The organism is Serratia rubidaea (genome assembly GCF_016026735.1).
Classification (GTDB): Bacteria; Pseudomonadota; Gammaproteobacteria; order Enterobacterales; family Enterobacteriaceae; genus Serratia_B; species Serratia_B rubidaea.
The window spans coordinates 849,073-863,134 of the sequence record NZ_CP065640.1 but is presented as its reverse complement, the minus strand read 5'-3'; the positions used below and the strand labels follow the sequence as shown (position 1 = coordinate 863,134).

Below are 14,062 nucleotides of genomic sequence, written 5' to 3'. Positions count from 1 at the left end.
AAATGAAAAAATTATACTTCCTAAAATACGGTAGTGATAAATCTAAAGAAGAAATAAGCGAATTACTGGATAATAAATGGGATATAACTTGCTCTGAACATGATAGCTCCTATTTTGGCGTATACCTCTCTTATTCTGGTCTTTATGCGGATAAATTAACTATCACGGATAATTATATCCTAGCATCCGAAGAATGGTTGGATGAGGAAAATAAGCACTTTAACACATTAGTAAAAGTATCTTTTATTAATGGGAAAAATGCTGACAAACTGAGCAGGTATAAATTTTTGAAAAGCTCGTTTAAACAGATGGATATACTATCGCTTATCAGTGATGAATGCCTTGAAGAAGAGTAATTAGCATTAGATAAGTTGCCTGAAAGATCTCTCCTGGGTCTTTCAGGCTATATTTATTATTTTCTACGCCAACATATATCCTGTCGTACCTGAATCATCATCTTGCCGGGTATCACGCTAATCGCCAACGGTTTCCCGGTCAGGTCGATTCACGTAGACACATGCCGCATGCCAAGATAAATCATCCCATTAGAAGGGGTATTTTAAGAAAAAACTCAATTCATAAATTAGAATTGTATAAGGATAACGCACGAAAATAACTGGTATTCTATACCGCCAGTGTGGCAGTGCACCGACGACCGGAGATTTTTTCCGGGACGTTATGATGCCGGCTGGAAAAATAGCGAGTAAGTGCCGATTGTCTGTGAGCTGAGTTTTTATCCTCGGCGGATATATGTTTACCGCCGCACATTTAATTTCATTAGGGATTTTTATGCGTTTATATCATCTGGCGTTAATACCTCTGCTGGTGATTACTGCCTGTAATCAATCAACGAGCCCCCCTTCCAGCGTACTCTCGACCGTACCCTATCAACGACAGGTGGTTGTTGATAACTCTCGGTTAGAAATATCTAAAAGTGCGCTGGAATACAATACTCATAAGATTCAGACGTTGCTTGGGGACAAAACAACGCTGTGCGCTATTTTAAAAGGTGATGCCTACGGCCACGATCTCTCGCTGGTCACGCCTATCATGATTGAAAACAATGTCTCCTGCATTGGCGTTTCCAGCAATCGGGAGTTGAAAACCGTGCGTGAACTCGGCTTTAAGGGCCGTTTAATGCGGATGCGCAGTGCTAACGAGCAGGAAATGCGCCAGGCTATTGAGTATGATACGGAAGAGTTGGTAGGCAATCTGGATATGGCGAAACGCCTGGATGCTTTGGCCGCCCAGCAAGGTAAAACGTTGCGTATCCACCTGGCACTTAATTCTGGCGGCATGTCACGTAACGGGCTGGAGGTCAGTACTCAGGCCGGCCTGGATGAAGCAAAAACGATTGCTCAATTACCGCACCTGAAGATTGTCGGCATTATGTCGCATTATCCGCAAGAGGATGCGGCGGCGGTGCGCCAAGATCTTGCCCGTTTCAAGGAGCAGTCCCAACAAGTTCTCGCTATTACTGGTCTAAAACGCGATGAGGTGATGCTTCATGTCGCCAATACCTTCGCTACCCTTACCGTGCCGGAGTCCTGGCTTGATATGGTGCGCGTTGGCGGCGTGTTTTATGGCGACACCATTGCCAGTAATGATTATAAACGCGTGATGACGTTTAAGTCCTCGGTGGCTGCGGTTAACCATTATCCAAAGGGGAATACGGTGGGTTATGACCGTACTTATACACTCAAGCGCGATTCGGTATTGGCTAACATTCCTGTCGGCTACGCCGATGGTTACCGCCGGGTATTCAGTAATGCCGGCCATGTCCTGATTCATGGGCAGAAGGTGCCGGTGTTAGGTAAAACCTCAATGAATACCATTATGGTGGACGTAACGGATGTGAAAGGCGTGGTCTCCGGGGATGAGGTTGTGCTATTCGGCAAGCAAGCGGGAACGGAAATTACCGCTACTGAGGTCGAAGATATCAGCGGCGCGCTGTTCACCGAAATGTCAATTCTCTGGGGAGCCACCAATCAGCGGGTGCTGGTAGATTAATCGACGGTGGCCTGCGTCATTTTATTGCCACTGGAATACAGAACAACAAAAAAGCCACTCGTAGGAGTGGCTTAATTATATGATTTTAAAACTAAAATTTGGTGGCCCCTGTTGGGTTTGAACCAACGACCAAGCGATTATGAGTCGCCTGCTCTAACCACTGAGCTAAGGGGCCATGCGGCAAGGATTATACGGTAGGGGATAGCGCAGGTCTACAGGCAGAATGTTGTGTGGTGCTTTTATACACAGCTGTAGCCTGTTGTAATTACTGACGGATTTTGCGATAACCAACGCTATGACTTGCTAAGGACTGTCGACATTATGGAACTTTTGGCGCCCCATCTGCGGGTGGTGTTTTGCGGCATCAATCCCGGCCTTTCTTCTGCCCATCGTGGCTATCCGTTTGCCAATGCCAGCAACCGTTTCTGGAAGGTGATTCATCTGGCGGGATTTACCGCCCGTCAGCTGGCGCCGGAGGAGTGGCAGCAGCTGCAGGAGTACGGCTGCGGCATTACGGCGCTGGTCGCGCGCCCGACGGTGGCGGCCAGCGAGCTGGCGCGTGAGGAACTGCGCCGCGGCGGCGAGGCATTAAACGATAAAATTCTGCGCTGTCAGCCGCGCGCGCTGGCGATCCTCGGCAAACAGGCGTTCAGCGATGCCTTCGGCATCCGCAAGGTGAGCTGGGGGAGGCAGGCGCTGACGATTGGCGATACCGAGGTGTGGGTGCTGCCCAATCCCAGCGGACTTAACCGCGCGACGCTGGAGTCGCTGACGGACAGCTACCGTCAGTTGGCGTCGGCGCTGGAAAACGGACAATAAAAAACCCCGGCATGCCGGGGTTTTTTTCATGGACCGATTAGTCGTCCAGGAAGCTGCGCAGCACTTCAGAGCGGCTCGGATGACGCAGCTTACGCAGCGCCTTCGCTTCGATCTGACGGATACGCTCGCGGGTAACGTCGAACTGTTTACCCACTTCTTCCAGCGTGTGGTCGGTGTTCATATCGATACCGAAACGCATACGCAGTACTTTCGCCTCACGCGCGGTCAGGCCGGCCAGCACGTCGTGCGTTGCGGAGCGCAGGCTTTCCGAGGTGGCGGAATCCAGCGGCAGCTCGAGGGTGGTATCCTCGATGAAATCGCCCAGATGTGAATCTTCATCATCACCGATCGGCGTTTCCATGGAGATCGGCTCTTTGGCGATCTTCAGCACTTTGCGGATCTTGTCTTCCGGCATCAGCATGCGTTCAGCCAGCTCTTCCGGCGTCGGCTCGCGGCCCATTTCCTGCAGCATCTGGCGCGAAATACGGTTGAGCTTGTTGATGGTCTCAATCATATGCACCGGAATACGGATGGTGCGCGCCTGATCGGCGATGGAACGGGTGATCGCCTGACGGATCCACCAGGTGGCGTAGGTCGAGAACTTATAGCCGCGGCGGTATTCGAACTTGTCTACCGCTTTCATCAGGCCGATGTTGCCTTCCTGAATCAGATCGAGGAACTGCAGACCGCGGTTGGTGTATTTCTTGGCGATAGAAATAACCAGACGTAGGTTGGCCTCAACCATCTCTTTCTTGGCGCGGCGCGCTTTGGCTTCGCCGATGGACATGCGGCGGTTGATATCCTTGACCTGCTCAATGGTCAGACCGGTTTCTTCTTCGATCTGGCGCAGTTTCTGCAGGCTGCGCTGCACGTCTTCAGCGACGTCTTTCAGTTTTTCCGACCATGGCTTGGCCATTGCCAGCGCGGCTTCAAACCAGGAATCGCTGGTTTCGTTGCCGGCGAACAGCGTGACGAAGTTTTTCTTCGGCATTTTGCACTGCTCAACGCACATCTTCATGATGATGCGTTCCTGGGTGCGTACGCGGTCCATCATGGTGCGCATGCTGTTGACCAGGAAGTCGAACTGCTTCGGCACCAGGCGGAACTGTTTGAAGACTTCAGACAGCTTCAGAATTTCTTCTGCGGACTTGGCATGGCTGCGGCCGTTGGCCTTGATCACCTGACGCGTCGCTTCGTACTGCTCGCGCAGTTCGGTGAACTTCTGACGGGCAACTTCCGGATCGATGCTGTTATCGTCTTCGGAATCGTCGTCGTCATCGTCCTCATCGTCGTCATCGTCCTGTTCTTCGGTCGACAGTTCGGAGCCGATATGGGTGGCGGTCGGCGCAAGATCCTCTTCCGCGTTCGGATCGACGAAGCCGGTGATCAGATCGGACAGGCGAGATTCGCCCGCTTCAACGCGATCGTACTGCTCAAGCAGATAGGTGATGGCTTCCGGGTATTCGGCAACCGAGCACTGCACCTGGTTAATACCGTCTTCGATGCGTTTGGCGATGTCGATTTCGCCTTCGCGCGTCAGCAGTTCAACGGTACCCATTTCACGCATGTACATGCGTACCGGGTCAGTGGTGCGGCCAATCTCGGACTCAACGCTGGAGAGCACCTGAGCAGCCGCTTCTTCAGCATCCTCATCGGTGTTGTTTGAGTTTTCAGCAAGCAACAGGTCATCGGCGTCCGGCGCTTCTTCCATCACCTGGATGCCCATGTCGTTAATCATCTGGATGATGTCTTCGATCTGATCGGAGTCGACGATATCTTCCGGCAGATGGTCATTGACCTCAGCATAGGTCAGATAGCCTTGCTCCTTACCACGGGTGACAAGTAGCTTAAGCTGTGACTGCGGGTTTTGCTCCATAAGACGGTATCCACACTTCAGAGTATTTGGGTTGGTGTCGGTCGGCGAAACCGCCAACAATAGCATTTGGGGCGTTTTTGTTATTGCCGCGGCCCACTATGGCAGCATCTTGCAGGGCTTTGCCCTCGCTTTTAGCGGCACTTAAGCCGTTTGGTATTCAGTCTTTCTTCGCTAACGCCAGCTGCAATGACCACAGCTCCTGGCGCTCAGCGGCGTTCAGGCCGTGCGTTCTGTCACGGGCTATCAGCTCTTCCTGCCGCTGTTCCAGCACTGAGTCGTAAAGATTCGTTAGCGTGTCAATAAAATGTTGTTCAACCATATCCTCAACGATCATATGGTTCCATGTGGCCAGCGTTTCAAGCTGCTGGCTGAATTTGTTGTCGCGATACAGCTCCAGAAGCTGCCCGGTGGTCAACCCCGGCTGCGACAAACAGGTTTGCACCAGTTCGACAAACAGCGGCAGCCCCGCCTGTTTGGTCTGCTCCAGCCCGTCCAGCGACGGCACCAGCGCGGCGAGCTGCGGATTTTGCACCAATAATCCTATCAGTATACGCATGGTTGTGCGTTTTAGCTGGGGCGCCTGATAAGTATTGGCGTTTTCAGCCTGTTTGGGCATTAATCTGTCGAGCTGGCTGTCGTCCAGCAGCCCCAGCTTGTTGCCGAGCTGCTGGCGCAGATACAGGCGCAGCGTTTCGCCGGGCACCTGGCTAATCAGCGGCAGCGCCAGCGCGCTCAGCTTGGTCCGCCCGTCCGGGCTGCTCAGGTCAACCTGCGGCAGCAGGGTTTCGAACAGGAAAGTGGAAAGCGGCTGCGCCTGCTCCATTCGTTGTTCGAAAGCCTCTTTGCCTTCCTGGCGCACCAGCGTGTCCGGATCTTCACCGTCGGGTAAAAACATAAAGCGCAGCTGCCGCCCGTCGTTCAGGTAGGGCAGTGCGGTTTCCAGCGCGCGCCAGGCCGCTTCCCGGCCGGCCCGGTCGCCGTCATAGCAGCAGACCACGTTGTCGGTGGCGCGGAACATCAGCTGAATGTGTTCCGCCGTGGTCGAGGTGCCGAGCGAGGCGACGGCATAATCGATGCCGAACTGCGCCAGCGCCACCACGTCCATATAGCCTTCCACCACCAGCAGGCGCTGCAGCTGCTTGGGGTGGCTCTGCTGTGCTTCATACAGGCCGTACAGCTGACGACCTTTATGGAATACTTCGGTTTCCGGCGAGTTCAGGTACTTCGGCATGCCGTCGCCCAGTACGCGACCGCCGAAGGCGATCACCCGCCCGCGCTTGTCGCGGATCGGGAACATGACGCGTTCGCGGAAACGGTCGTAAGAACGCCCTTGATCGTTAGTCACCAACATGCCGGCATCGTTCAATGCGGTGCGGCCGTCGCGCTCGCGACCAAAGCGTTTTAATGCGTTATCCCAGCCGGCGGGGGCGAAACCGATGGCGAAATGGCGGATAACCTCGTCACTTAATCCGCGCTGCTGCAGGTAATCACGCGCCTGCTTGCCGTTCGGTTGCTGCAGTGACTGCTGATAGAACGTGCTGAGCTGTTCCATCAGTTGGTAAAGACTTTGCCGCTGATGGCGTTCGATTTGGCTCGGTCCGGTGCCGGCCTCGTAAGGCACTTCCAGCCCGTGCATGGTCGCCAGTTCCTCGATGGTTTCGACAAACTCGAGTCTGTCGTAATTCATCAGGAAATCGACGGCGTTGCCGTGCGCGCCACAGCCGAAACAGTGGTAAAACTGTTTTTCACCGTTCACGGTGAACGAGGGCGTTTTCTCGTGGTGGAACGGGCAGCACGCGTGGTAGTTCTTGCCCTGCTTCTTCAGCTTCACCCGGGCGTCGATCAGATCGACGATGTCGGTGCGCGCCAGCAAGTCATTGATAAATACACGCGGGATTCGTCCAGCCATAAGCCTCGGTTCGACTGCCTATAAACGAGAACAAGCCGCGCATTCCTTTCGGAAAGCACGGCCTTCGTATGCAACTACTCGGTCTGCGTGTTCTTGAGAAAGAAAAAATCACGCGGCGGGGTTACCCCCGAAGGATTAATACAGACGAGTGCGGCGTGCGTTTTCGCGAGCCAGTTTCTTCGCGTGACGTTTCACAGCGGAAGCTTTAGCGCGCTTACGTTCGGTAGTTGGTTTTTCATAAAACTCACGACGACGAACTTCAGCTAAAACGCCTGCTTTTTCGCATGAACGCTTGAAACGACGCAGAGCAACGTCAAATGGCTCGTTTTCACGTACTTTAATTACCGGCATGTGCCTCTCACCTCAATAGAATTCGGTTTGCTGCTGGCCAAGCGCCAGCCTTTTCAAAATGGTGCGGAATTTTACTCCAACGGATGCTGCTTTGTAAAGCATCAAGTCAAAGAGAAAGCCGTCCGCCGGCGGGTGCTATCCGAATCAAGCTGCGCAATTTTGCGTCGGCCGCTGATTATAGACTAATCAGAAAAAATTGCCCGTTTTTAATTGCCGGCACATTTTTCGAGAGAATCAGCGACATAGCGGCGGGGCGCGGCTAAAGCGCGTGCGGCTGGCAGAAAATCGCGGTGATTGTGCTAAACTGGCGGCCGCACGTGAATGATGGGAAAGGTAATGCGAGTACTGGGTATAGAAACGTCCTGCGATGAAACCGGAATCGCAGTGTATGACGATCGGGCCGGTTTATTAGCCAATCAATTGTATAGCCAGGTGAAGCTGCATGCCGACTACGGCGGCGTGGTGCCGGAGCTGGCGTCACGCGATCACGTGCGCAAAACCGTGCCGCTGATTCAGGCGGCGTTAAAGGAAGCGAATCTGAGCGCGGCGGATATTGACGGCGTCGCCTATACCGCCGGCCCCGGCCTGGTGGGCGCGCTGCTGGTCGGCGCCACCATCGGGCGTGCGCTGGCGTTCGCCTGGAACGTACCGGCGGTGCCGGTGCACCATATGGAAGGCCACCTGCTGGCGCCGATGCTGGAAGACAACCCGCCGGCGTTCCCGTTTGTGGCGCTGCTGGTGTCCGGCGGCCATACCCAGCTTATCAGCGTGACCGGCATCGGCGAGTACACTCTGTTGGGCGAGTCGATTGACGATGCGGCGGGGGAAGCCTTCGATAAAACCGCCAAACTGCTGGGGCTGGACTATCCCGGCGGGCCGATGCTGTCGAAAATGGCGCAGCAGGGGCAGGCGGGGCGCTTTACCTTCCCGCGGCCGATGACCGACCGTCCGGGGCTGGACTTCAGCTTCTCCGGGCTGAAAACCTTTGCCGCCAACACCATCCGCGGCAACGGCGACGATGCGCAGACCCGCGCCGATATCGCCCGCGCGTTTGAGGATGCGGTGGTGGATACGCTGGCGATCAAATGCAAACGCGCGCTGGAGCAGACCGGCTTTAAACGCCTGGTGATGGCCGGCGGCGTCAGCGCCAACCGCACCCTGCGGGCGAAACTGGCCGAGATGATGCAAAAGCGCGGCGGCGAAGTGTTCTACGCCCGCCCGGAGTTCTGCACCGACAACGGTGCGATGATTGCCTATGCCGGCATGGTGCGGCTGAAAAACGGCGCCAACCCGGAATTGAGCGTATCGGTGCGGCCGCGCTGGCCGCTGGCGGAACTGCCGGCGGTATAAACCGCGGCGCTGCTGACAGATATTGAAAAACAGGGGCTGGATTATCCGGCCCCTGTTTATTGTGATTACTCTTCCGGCTTGTCGGCGTCCGCCGCATCGCCCTTGTTTTTGCGGAACTTTTTCCAGATTTTCCCTTCCTGCCCGCGCCACAGTCGCTGGATATTATCGTGGTGACGCATCAGGATCAGGCAGGAGAGCATCGCCACCGGGAAGGTGAACTGCGGTTTGAACCACCAGACATAGAAGGGGGCGATCAGCGCGCTGACGATGGCTCCCAGCGAGGAGTAGCCGCTGAGCAGCACGGTCAGCAGCCAGGTGCCGGTCATCAGCCCGGTCAGGTCCCAGCCGATGGGCGCAATGGCGCCGAAGGCGGTGGCGACGCCCTTGCCGCCGCGGAAATGGAAGAATACCGGATAGATATGACCCAGGCAGGCGGCGATCGCCGTCAGCCCCAGATAGAGCGGCGGTACGTTGAGCTTATACGCCAGCCACACCGGCAGCATCCCTTTCAAAATGTCGAATACCAGCACTGCCGCCGCTGCAACGCGGCCGCCGATACGCAGGACGTTGGTCGCCCCGGGGTTTCCTGAGCCATGTTCGCGCGGATCTGGCAGCCTGGCGATCCGGCAAACCAGGATCGCGCTGGAGATGGAGCCACACAGATACGCGAAGATAATCATGCCAAGCGCGGTAGCACTCATAACGCGGTTCCGTTTAATAATGGTCGTTTTAATCTCAACATCTATGGATAATACGCATATTCCGCTGGAAGTGGTATCCGGCAAGGCCAAAAACAGAGAATGACGTGATGGATATCGTATTTATTGAGGAGCTTACCGTAATCGCCACCATTGGCGTTTATGATTGGGAACAAACGATTCGCCAGAAACTGGTGTTCGATATCGAAATGGGCTGGGATAACCGCAAGGCGGCCGCCAGCGATGACGTCAACGACTGTTTGAGCTATGCCGATATCAGCGAAGCGGTGATTCAACACGTTGAATCCGGGCGCTTTGCGCTGGTAGAGCGTGTCGCTGAGGAAATATCCGAAATATTGCTCCAGCGCTTTAAATCCCCATGGGTCCGTATTAAGGTCAGCAAGCCGGGCGCAGTGGCGCAGGCCAGCCGGGTTGGCGTTGTGATCGAACGAGGCCGGCGCCCGACGTAATACTGTCATGCTGATGCAACGAAAGGCCATTAACGTGGTCTGAAACGCAGAATTGTTTTAGCGGCAATGTCTTAAGCACTGCCGCTTTTTTATGTTTATAGCGGAAGAATTGTGGGGTAAGCGCGCACATGGCGGACATGCATTCACTGTTTGTGGCATTTGTTCTTGGGGTCGTTGAGGGATTAACGGAATTTCTGCCGGTGTCTTCAACCGGGCACATGATTATCGTGGGCGAGTGGCTGGGCTTTACCGGCGACAAGGCGAAAACCTTTGAAGTTATCATCCAGTTAGGGTCGATCCTGGCGGTGGTGGTGATGTTCTGGCGGCGTCTGTTCGGCCTGATCGGCATCCATTTCGGCGGCAAGCCGGTGGCGCACGAGGGGCATACGCCGGGGCATCTGAAATTAACCCACATTCTGCTGGCGATGGCGCCGGCGGTGGTGCTGGGGCTGCTGTTCCATGAGGTGATTAAATCACTGTTCGAGCCGAAAAACGTGATGTATGCGTTGGTGGTCGGCGGCGTACTGCTGCTGACGGCGGAATGGCTGAAGCCGAAAAAGCCGCGTGCGGTCGGTCTGGATGATATCACCCACCGTCAGGCGTTTATGATCGGCTGCTTCCAGTGTCTGGCGCTGTGGCCGGGCTTCTCGCGCTCCGGGGCGACCATCTCCGGCGGCATGCTGGTCGGCGTCAGCCGCTATGCGGCTTCCGAGTTCTCCTTTATCCTCGCGGTGCCGATGATGATTGGCGCCAGCGGGCTGGACCTGTACAAGAGCCTGCACTTCCTGACGCTGGCGGACCTGCCGATGTTTGCCGTCGGCTTTGTGACCGCCTTCCTGGTGGCGCTGGTGGCGATTAAGACCTTCCTGACGCTGATTAAGCGCATCTCGTTTGTGCCGTTCGCCATTTACCGCTTTATCGTTGCAGCGGCGGTATACGTGGTATTCATGTAAGCCGCAGGTTGGTGATTGAATAATAAAAAACCCCGCATCGCGGGGTTTTTTTATGGGGGCTACGGCTGGGGCTGCGCCGCTTTCCAGGTTGCCAGCGCCTGTCGGCGTCGGCGCTGCACTTCCTCACGAATCGCCGGGCCCTGCAGGCCGCTGGCCACCACCTCTTTCACCGATACGTCGCTGGCTATCCGGTACGCCTCGCGCAGATAGTCGCCCTGCGGATACGGCTGTTCCTCAAAGCCGGTGCGGCCGCGCGCGTCGGCCTCGCTGGTCAGAATGATTTGCTCCAGCCGCTGCGGCTTGCGCCAGACGTCGATGGCGTCGAACAACTTGAGCAGCGTTTCCGGCCGCAGTTTATTTACCGTATGAATCAGATCGTGATATTCAGCCACCAGTTTGGCCAGATCGCGCAGCGGGTTCGGCACCCTCAGGCGCTGGCACATGGCTTCGACCAGACGCACGCCTGCCGGCCCGTGGCCGTGGTGATGCGGCCAGTATTCTTTGGGCGTCAGCCCCTTGCCCAGATCGTGACACAACGCGGCAAAGCGCACGTCCGTCTCCGGGCTGAGCCGTGCGGCGATCGCCAGCGTCATCAGGGTATGGATGCCGGTGTCGATCTCCGGGTGCCATTTCTCCGGCGCGGGCACGCCGAACAGCGCGTCGATCTCCGGGAACAGTACGCCCAGCGCATGGCAGTCGCGCAGCACCTGGAAGTACACCTGCGGGCTGCGGCTCTGCAGCGCTTTTTCCGTCTCTTTCCAGACGCGCTCGGCGGTCAGCGCCGCCAGTTCGCCGCTGTCGGCCATCTGGCGCATCAGCGCGGCGGTTTCCGGCGCAATGGTGAAGCCCAGGTGGGCAAAGCGGGCGGCAAAGCGCGCAACGCGCAGTACGCGCAGCGGGTCTTCGCCAAACGCCGCCGAAACGTGGCGCAGCACGCGGGCGTTGAGATCCTGCACGCCATGATAAGGGTCGACCAGTTCGCCCTCGGTGGTTTGCGCAATGGCGTTGATGGTCAGATCGCGCCGCAGCAAATCCTCTTCCAGCGTCACATCAGGGGCGGCATAGCAGGTAAAACCGGTATAGCCGTGGCCGGATTTGCGCTCGGTGCGCGCCAGCGCGTATTCCTCATGGGTTTGCGGGTTGAGAAAGACCGGAAAATCTTTACCGACCTGCTGGTAGCCCTGCGCCAGCAACTGTTCCGGCGTCGCGCCGACCACCACCCAGTCGCGGTCGACCACCGGCAGTTCCAGCAGGCTGTCGCGCACCGCGCCGCCAACCAGGTAAATTTTCACTGTCGTACTCCTGCGGTTAATACATTCACTATCAGATTACATGAATTGATCGCGCGCTGCCGCGCCAATAAAAAAGGCCGCCGCGGCGACCTTTCAGGCTGCGATAAAACGTTAGTTCATCCAGCGGTTGTTATTTTTACGTCGCGGCAGCAGGTGCGGCAACAGCAGGCCGAGCAGCAGACCGATGCCGGCGACGCCGCCGCCGTACATAAACCACTGCAGGATAATGGTGCGCTGCTTGTCGTCAAGCTGCAGATTGACCGCGTTCACCTTCTTCTGGGCGACCTGCAGCTGATTTTTCAGCGCCTGGTTTTCTTCCTGCAGGCCGCTGATGGTGCTGTCGCTGGCGGCCACTTTCTGTTGCATTTCGGCCGTGCGCTGGTTCCAGCTATTATCAATATTAGCCAGCTTGTCCGTCAGGGTCTGCACCTGCTGCTCCAGCTCCGGCACGCGGGTGCGCAGGCTTGGCGTGTTGCTGAGCTGGTCAAGCGGGATCCACACGCTGCGGCCTTTGGCATCGCGGATCTGTCCGTATTTGGTGCTGTCGTTTACGCTGAGCAGCGTGACTTCATCGCCGGCGTTCAGCGTGCCGACAATGCGGTATTGGTTGCCTGGGCCGCTGTGCACGTAGGTGTTCAGTTCATCGGAGATATAGCGTTTATCTTCGGCATGTGCGCCCCAAGTGATGCTGAAGCTCAGCAGGGCGAGGAAAATCAGGCGTAATTTCTGCATTTTTTTCATCGTTTCTGTATGAATTTATGGAACGATAGTAGAGATATCAGTCCGTTGACGCAACGGTAAAACCGCAATGTTCACGTCAGAATTGTGACGGATTCCGCGGGTTGCGCATCGTTCTATAACATAACAGGTTTTTTCTGCACCCAACAGGGTTCAGATGCCGTGAATCGCGGTAAGATAATTATTACCGCACGTCGTCGGGCGGGGCAGGTTTGATGCCGCATCCGCCGTGAAGAGCGACGCGAATACGCAACTTATTGGTGCAAAAATCTTATGACCGTTGAAATTGAACTGAAATTTATTGCCACGCCGCAGGCGGTTGCCGCGCTGCCCGCGCAGATGGCGGCCTGGCCGCATCAACACAGCGCACCACAGCGGTTAACCAATATTTACTTTGAGAGCGCCGATAATTTCCTGCGCCGTCACGATATGGGGCTGCGCATCCGTGGTTTTGACGACCGCTATGAAATGACGCTGAAAACCGCGGGCACGGTGGTCGGCGGCTTGCACCAGCGGCCGGAATACAACGTCGCTATCGCTACGCCGGAACTGGCGTTGTCACAGCTGCCGGCGGACATTTGGCCGCAGGGCTGCGACGTCGCGGCGTTGCAGCAGCAGCTGCAACCGCTGTTCCGCACCGACTTCGTGCGTGAAAAGTGGGTGGTTACTTACAATCAGAGCCTGATTGAGGTTGGCCTCGATCAGGGCGAGGTGCGGGCGGGCGAGCTGACGGAAGCCATTTGCGAAATCGAACTGGAGCTGCAGCAGGGCGAAACGCAGGACGTGCTGCTGCTGGCGGCCGAGCTGGCGCAACAGGGCGGGCTGCGTCAGGGTAGCCTGAGCAAGGCGGCGCGCGGCTATTATCTGGCGCAGGGCGCGACGGCGCGCGAGGCGCGCCCGCTGCCGGTATTGCATGCGCCGGCCAAGGCCAGCGTAGAACAGGGCATGATCGCCGGTTTAGAACTGGCGCTCGACCATTGGCAGTATCACGAAGAGCTGTGGCTGCGCGGCGACGCCGCGGGGCGGCTGGCGATTGCGGATGCGCTGGTGCTGATACGTCAGGCGCTGGTGGTGTTCGGCGGACTGGTGCCGCGCAAGGCCAGCGCCGGCTTGCGCAGCCGCCTGTCCGAGCTGGAGCCGCTGTTGGATGCCGCGGACGCCGAGGCGCAGACGCTGTGCTACAGCCCGGCTTATCTGCAGTGTAAGTTGGCGCTCACATCATGGTTGGTCAGCGGCGCCTGGCGCGCGTTTATTGACGCCAAGGCGCAGGCCAAGCTGGACGGTTCCTTCAAGCGCTTTTGCGACATTATGCTGGGGCGCAGCGCCGCCGACCTGAAAGAGGGCTTTAGCCGTCCGCTGAGCGACGACGAGTTCCAGGAGCAGCTGCCGCGTCTGAAGCGCCAGCTGGCGGCCTTTACGCTGCTGTCCGGCGCCTATGCAGATGCGCTGTCCGAGCCTTATCTGAACGGCTGGCGCGAGCTGCAGGCGGCACTGTCCGGGCGTCGTCAGGGCTGGTACGAAAGCTGCCGCAAGCAGGCTTTATCCCATGCGCCATTCTGGCTAAACGGCGCGGTTCGTTAATTATTCAGGCCTGTC

The 14,062-nt window shown here is 56.8% G+C and carries 13 protein-coding genes and 1 tRNA gene; 7 read left to right on the top strand and 7 right to left on the bottom strand.

Features of this window, described 5'->3' with window-relative positions; all coding sequences use genetic code 11:
• Nucleotides 1–2 precede the first annotated feature (2 nt).
• Complete coding sequence (locus I6G83_RS03970) at nucleotides 3–356, top strand: hypothetical protein (protein ID WP_015961931.1); 354 nt, start codon at nucleotides 3–5, stop codon at nucleotides 354–356.
• 433 nt (nucleotides 357–789) lie between these two features.
• Nucleotides 790–2,010: an alanine racemase gene (alr, locus tag I6G83_RS03965; protein ID WP_054306286.1), complete on the top strand. Its 1,221-nt coding sequence runs from the start codon at nucleotides 790–792 to the stop codon at nucleotides 2,008–2,010.
• A 99-nt stretch (nucleotides 2,011–2,109) separates the two neighbouring features.
• Here the strand turns inward: alr and I6G83_RS03960 are convergent.
• A tRNA-Ile gene (locus I6G83_RS03960) sits at nucleotides 2,110–2,185 on the bottom strand.
• 146 nt (nucleotides 2,186–2,331) lie between these two features.
• On the opposite strand from I6G83_RS03960, the gene mug reads away from it, so the two are divergent.
• Complete coding sequence (gene mug, locus I6G83_RS03955) at nucleotides 2,332–2,829, top strand: G/U mismatch-specific DNA glycosylase (RefSeq protein ID WP_054306266.1); 498 nt, start codon at nucleotides 2,332–2,334, stop codon at nucleotides 2,827–2,829.
• A gap of 37 nt (nucleotides 2,830–2,866) precedes the next feature.
• Here the strand turns inward: mug and rpoD are convergent, their stop codons facing one another.
• From rpoD to rpsU, 3 genes are all read right to left on the bottom strand, one after another.
• Nucleotides 2,867–4,705, bottom strand: coding sequence for an RNA polymerase sigma factor RpoD (gene rpoD, locus I6G83_RS03950; RefSeq protein ID WP_054306267.1), 1,839 nt, complete (start codon nucleotides 4,703–4,705; stop codon nucleotides 2,867–2,869).
• A 157-nt stretch (nucleotides 4,706–4,862) separates the two neighbouring features.
• Nucleotides 4,863–6,614 (bottom strand): DNA primase, encoded by a 1,752-nt coding sequence (gene dnaG / locus I6G83_RS03945; protein ID WP_015961927.1) that lies wholly within the window; start codon nucleotides 6,612–6,614, stop codon nucleotides 4,863–4,865.
• A 135-nt stretch (nucleotides 6,615–6,749) separates the two neighbouring features.
• The gene (gene rpsU / locus I6G83_RS03940; RefSeq protein ID WP_001144069.1) at nucleotides 6,750–6,965 is read right to left on the bottom strand and encodes a 30S ribosomal protein S21; all 216 of its coding nucleotides are present in this window, start codon (nucleotides 6,963–6,965) and stop codon (nucleotides 6,750–6,752) included.
• Nucleotides 6,966–7,301: 336 nt separating this feature from the next.
• Between rpsU and tsaD the strand changes: the two genes are divergently transcribed.
• On the top strand, nucleotides 7,302–8,315 hold the full coding sequence (tsaD, locus tag I6G83_RS03935; protein WP_015674033.1) for a tRNA (adenosine(37)-N6)-threonylcarbamoyltransferase complex transferase subunit TsaD: 1,014 nt from the start codon (nucleotides 7,302–7,304) through the stop codon (nucleotides 8,313–8,315).
• A gap of 65 nt (nucleotides 8,316–8,380) precedes the next feature.
• On the opposite strand, the gene plsY is transcribed toward tsaD, so the two are convergent.
• Nucleotides 8,381–9,016, bottom strand: a complete 636-nt coding sequence (gene plsY / locus I6G83_RS03930; protein ID WP_015674032.1) for a glycerol-3-phosphate 1-O-acyltransferase PlsY — start codon at nucleotides 9,014–9,016, stop codon at nucleotides 8,381–8,383.
• Between the two features lie 107 nt (nucleotides 9,017–9,123).
• Here plsY and folB point away from each other — a divergent pair, with 107 nt between their 5' ends.
• Nucleotides 9,124–9,483 (top strand): bifunctional dihydroneopterin aldolase/7,8-dihydroneopterin epimerase, encoded by a 360-nt coding sequence (folB, locus tag I6G83_RS03925; RefSeq protein ID WP_054306268.1) that lies wholly within the window; start codon nucleotides 9,124–9,126, stop codon nucleotides 9,481–9,483.
• Nucleotides 9,484–9,611: 128 nt separating this feature from the next.
• Nucleotides 9,612–10,436 carry an undecaprenyl-diphosphate phosphatase gene (gene bacA / locus I6G83_RS03920; RefSeq protein ID WP_054306269.1) on the top strand — a complete coding sequence of 275 codons (825 nt, stop codon included), beginning with the start codon at nucleotides 9,612–9,614 and terminating at the stop codon, nucleotides 10,434–10,436.
• Nucleotides 10,437–10,495: 59 nt separating this feature from the next.
• Here the strand turns inward: bacA and I6G83_RS03915 are convergent, their stop codons facing one another.
• Both I6G83_RS03915 and I6G83_RS03910 read right to left on the bottom strand, forming a co-directional pair.
• Complete coding sequence (locus tag I6G83_RS03915) at nucleotides 10,496–11,728, bottom strand: multifunctional CCA addition/repair protein (protein WP_015674029.1); 1,233 nt, start codon at nucleotides 11,726–11,728, stop codon at nucleotides 10,496–10,498.
• A gap of 111 nt (nucleotides 11,729–11,839) precedes the next feature.
• Nucleotides 11,840–12,460: a TIGR04211 family SH3 domain-containing protein gene (locus I6G83_RS03910; RefSeq protein ID WP_041412247.1), complete on the bottom strand. Its 621-nt coding sequence runs from the start codon at nucleotides 12,458–12,460 to the stop codon at nucleotides 11,840–11,842.
• A gap of 279 nt (nucleotides 12,461–12,739) precedes the next feature.
• On the opposite strand from I6G83_RS03910, the gene I6G83_RS03905 reads away from it, so the two are divergent.
• Entirely contained in the window at nucleotides 12,740–14,047 is a 1,308-nt protein-coding gene (locus I6G83_RS03905; RefSeq protein ID WP_054306270.1) for a CYTH domain-containing protein, read from the top strand.
• Nucleotides 14,048–14,062 lie beyond the last annotated feature (15 nt).

Coding starts and splice junctions, on each gene's coding strand:
- I6G83_RS03970 (WP_015961931.1), top strand. CDS start 3: ATGAAAAAATTATACTTCCTAAAATACGGTAGTGATAAATCTAAAGAA.
- alr (WP_054306286.1), top strand. CDS start 790: ATGCGTTTATATCATCTGGCGTTAATACCTCTGCTGGTGATTACTGCC.
- mug (WP_054306266.1), top strand. CDS start 2,332: ATGGAACTTTTGGCGCCCCATCTGCGGGTGGTGTTTTGCGGCATCAAT.
- rpoD (WP_054306267.1), bottom strand. CDS start 4,705: ATGGAGCAAAACCCGCAGTCACAGCTTAAGCTACTTGTCACCCGTGGT.
- dnaG (WP_015961927.1), bottom strand. CDS start 6,614: ATGGCTGGACGAATCCCGCGTGTATTTATCAATGACTTGCTGGCGCGC.
- rpsU (WP_001144069.1), bottom strand. CDS start 6,965: ATGCCGGTAATTAAAGTACGTGAAAACGAGCCATTTGACGTTGCTCTG.
- tsaD (WP_015674033.1), top strand. CDS start 7,302: ATGCGAGTACTGGGTATAGAAACGTCCTGCGATGAAACCGGAATCGCA.
- plsY (WP_015674032.1), bottom strand. CDS start 9,016: ATGAGTGCTACCGCGCTTGGCATGATTATCTTCGCGTATCTGTGTGGC.
- folB (WP_054306268.1), top strand. CDS start 9,124: ATGGATATCGTATTTATTGAGGAGCTTACCGTAATCGCCACCATTGGC.
- bacA (WP_054306269.1), top strand. CDS start 9,612: ATGGCGGACATGCATTCACTGTTTGTGGCATTTGTTCTTGGGGTCGTT.
- I6G83_RS03910 (WP_041412247.1), bottom strand. CDS start 12,460: ATGCAGAAATTACGCCTGATTTTCCTCGCCCTGCTGAGCTTCAGCATC.
- I6G83_RS03905 (WP_054306270.1), top strand. CDS start 12,740: ATGACCGTTGAAATTGAACTGAAATTTATTGCCACGCCGCAGGCGGTT.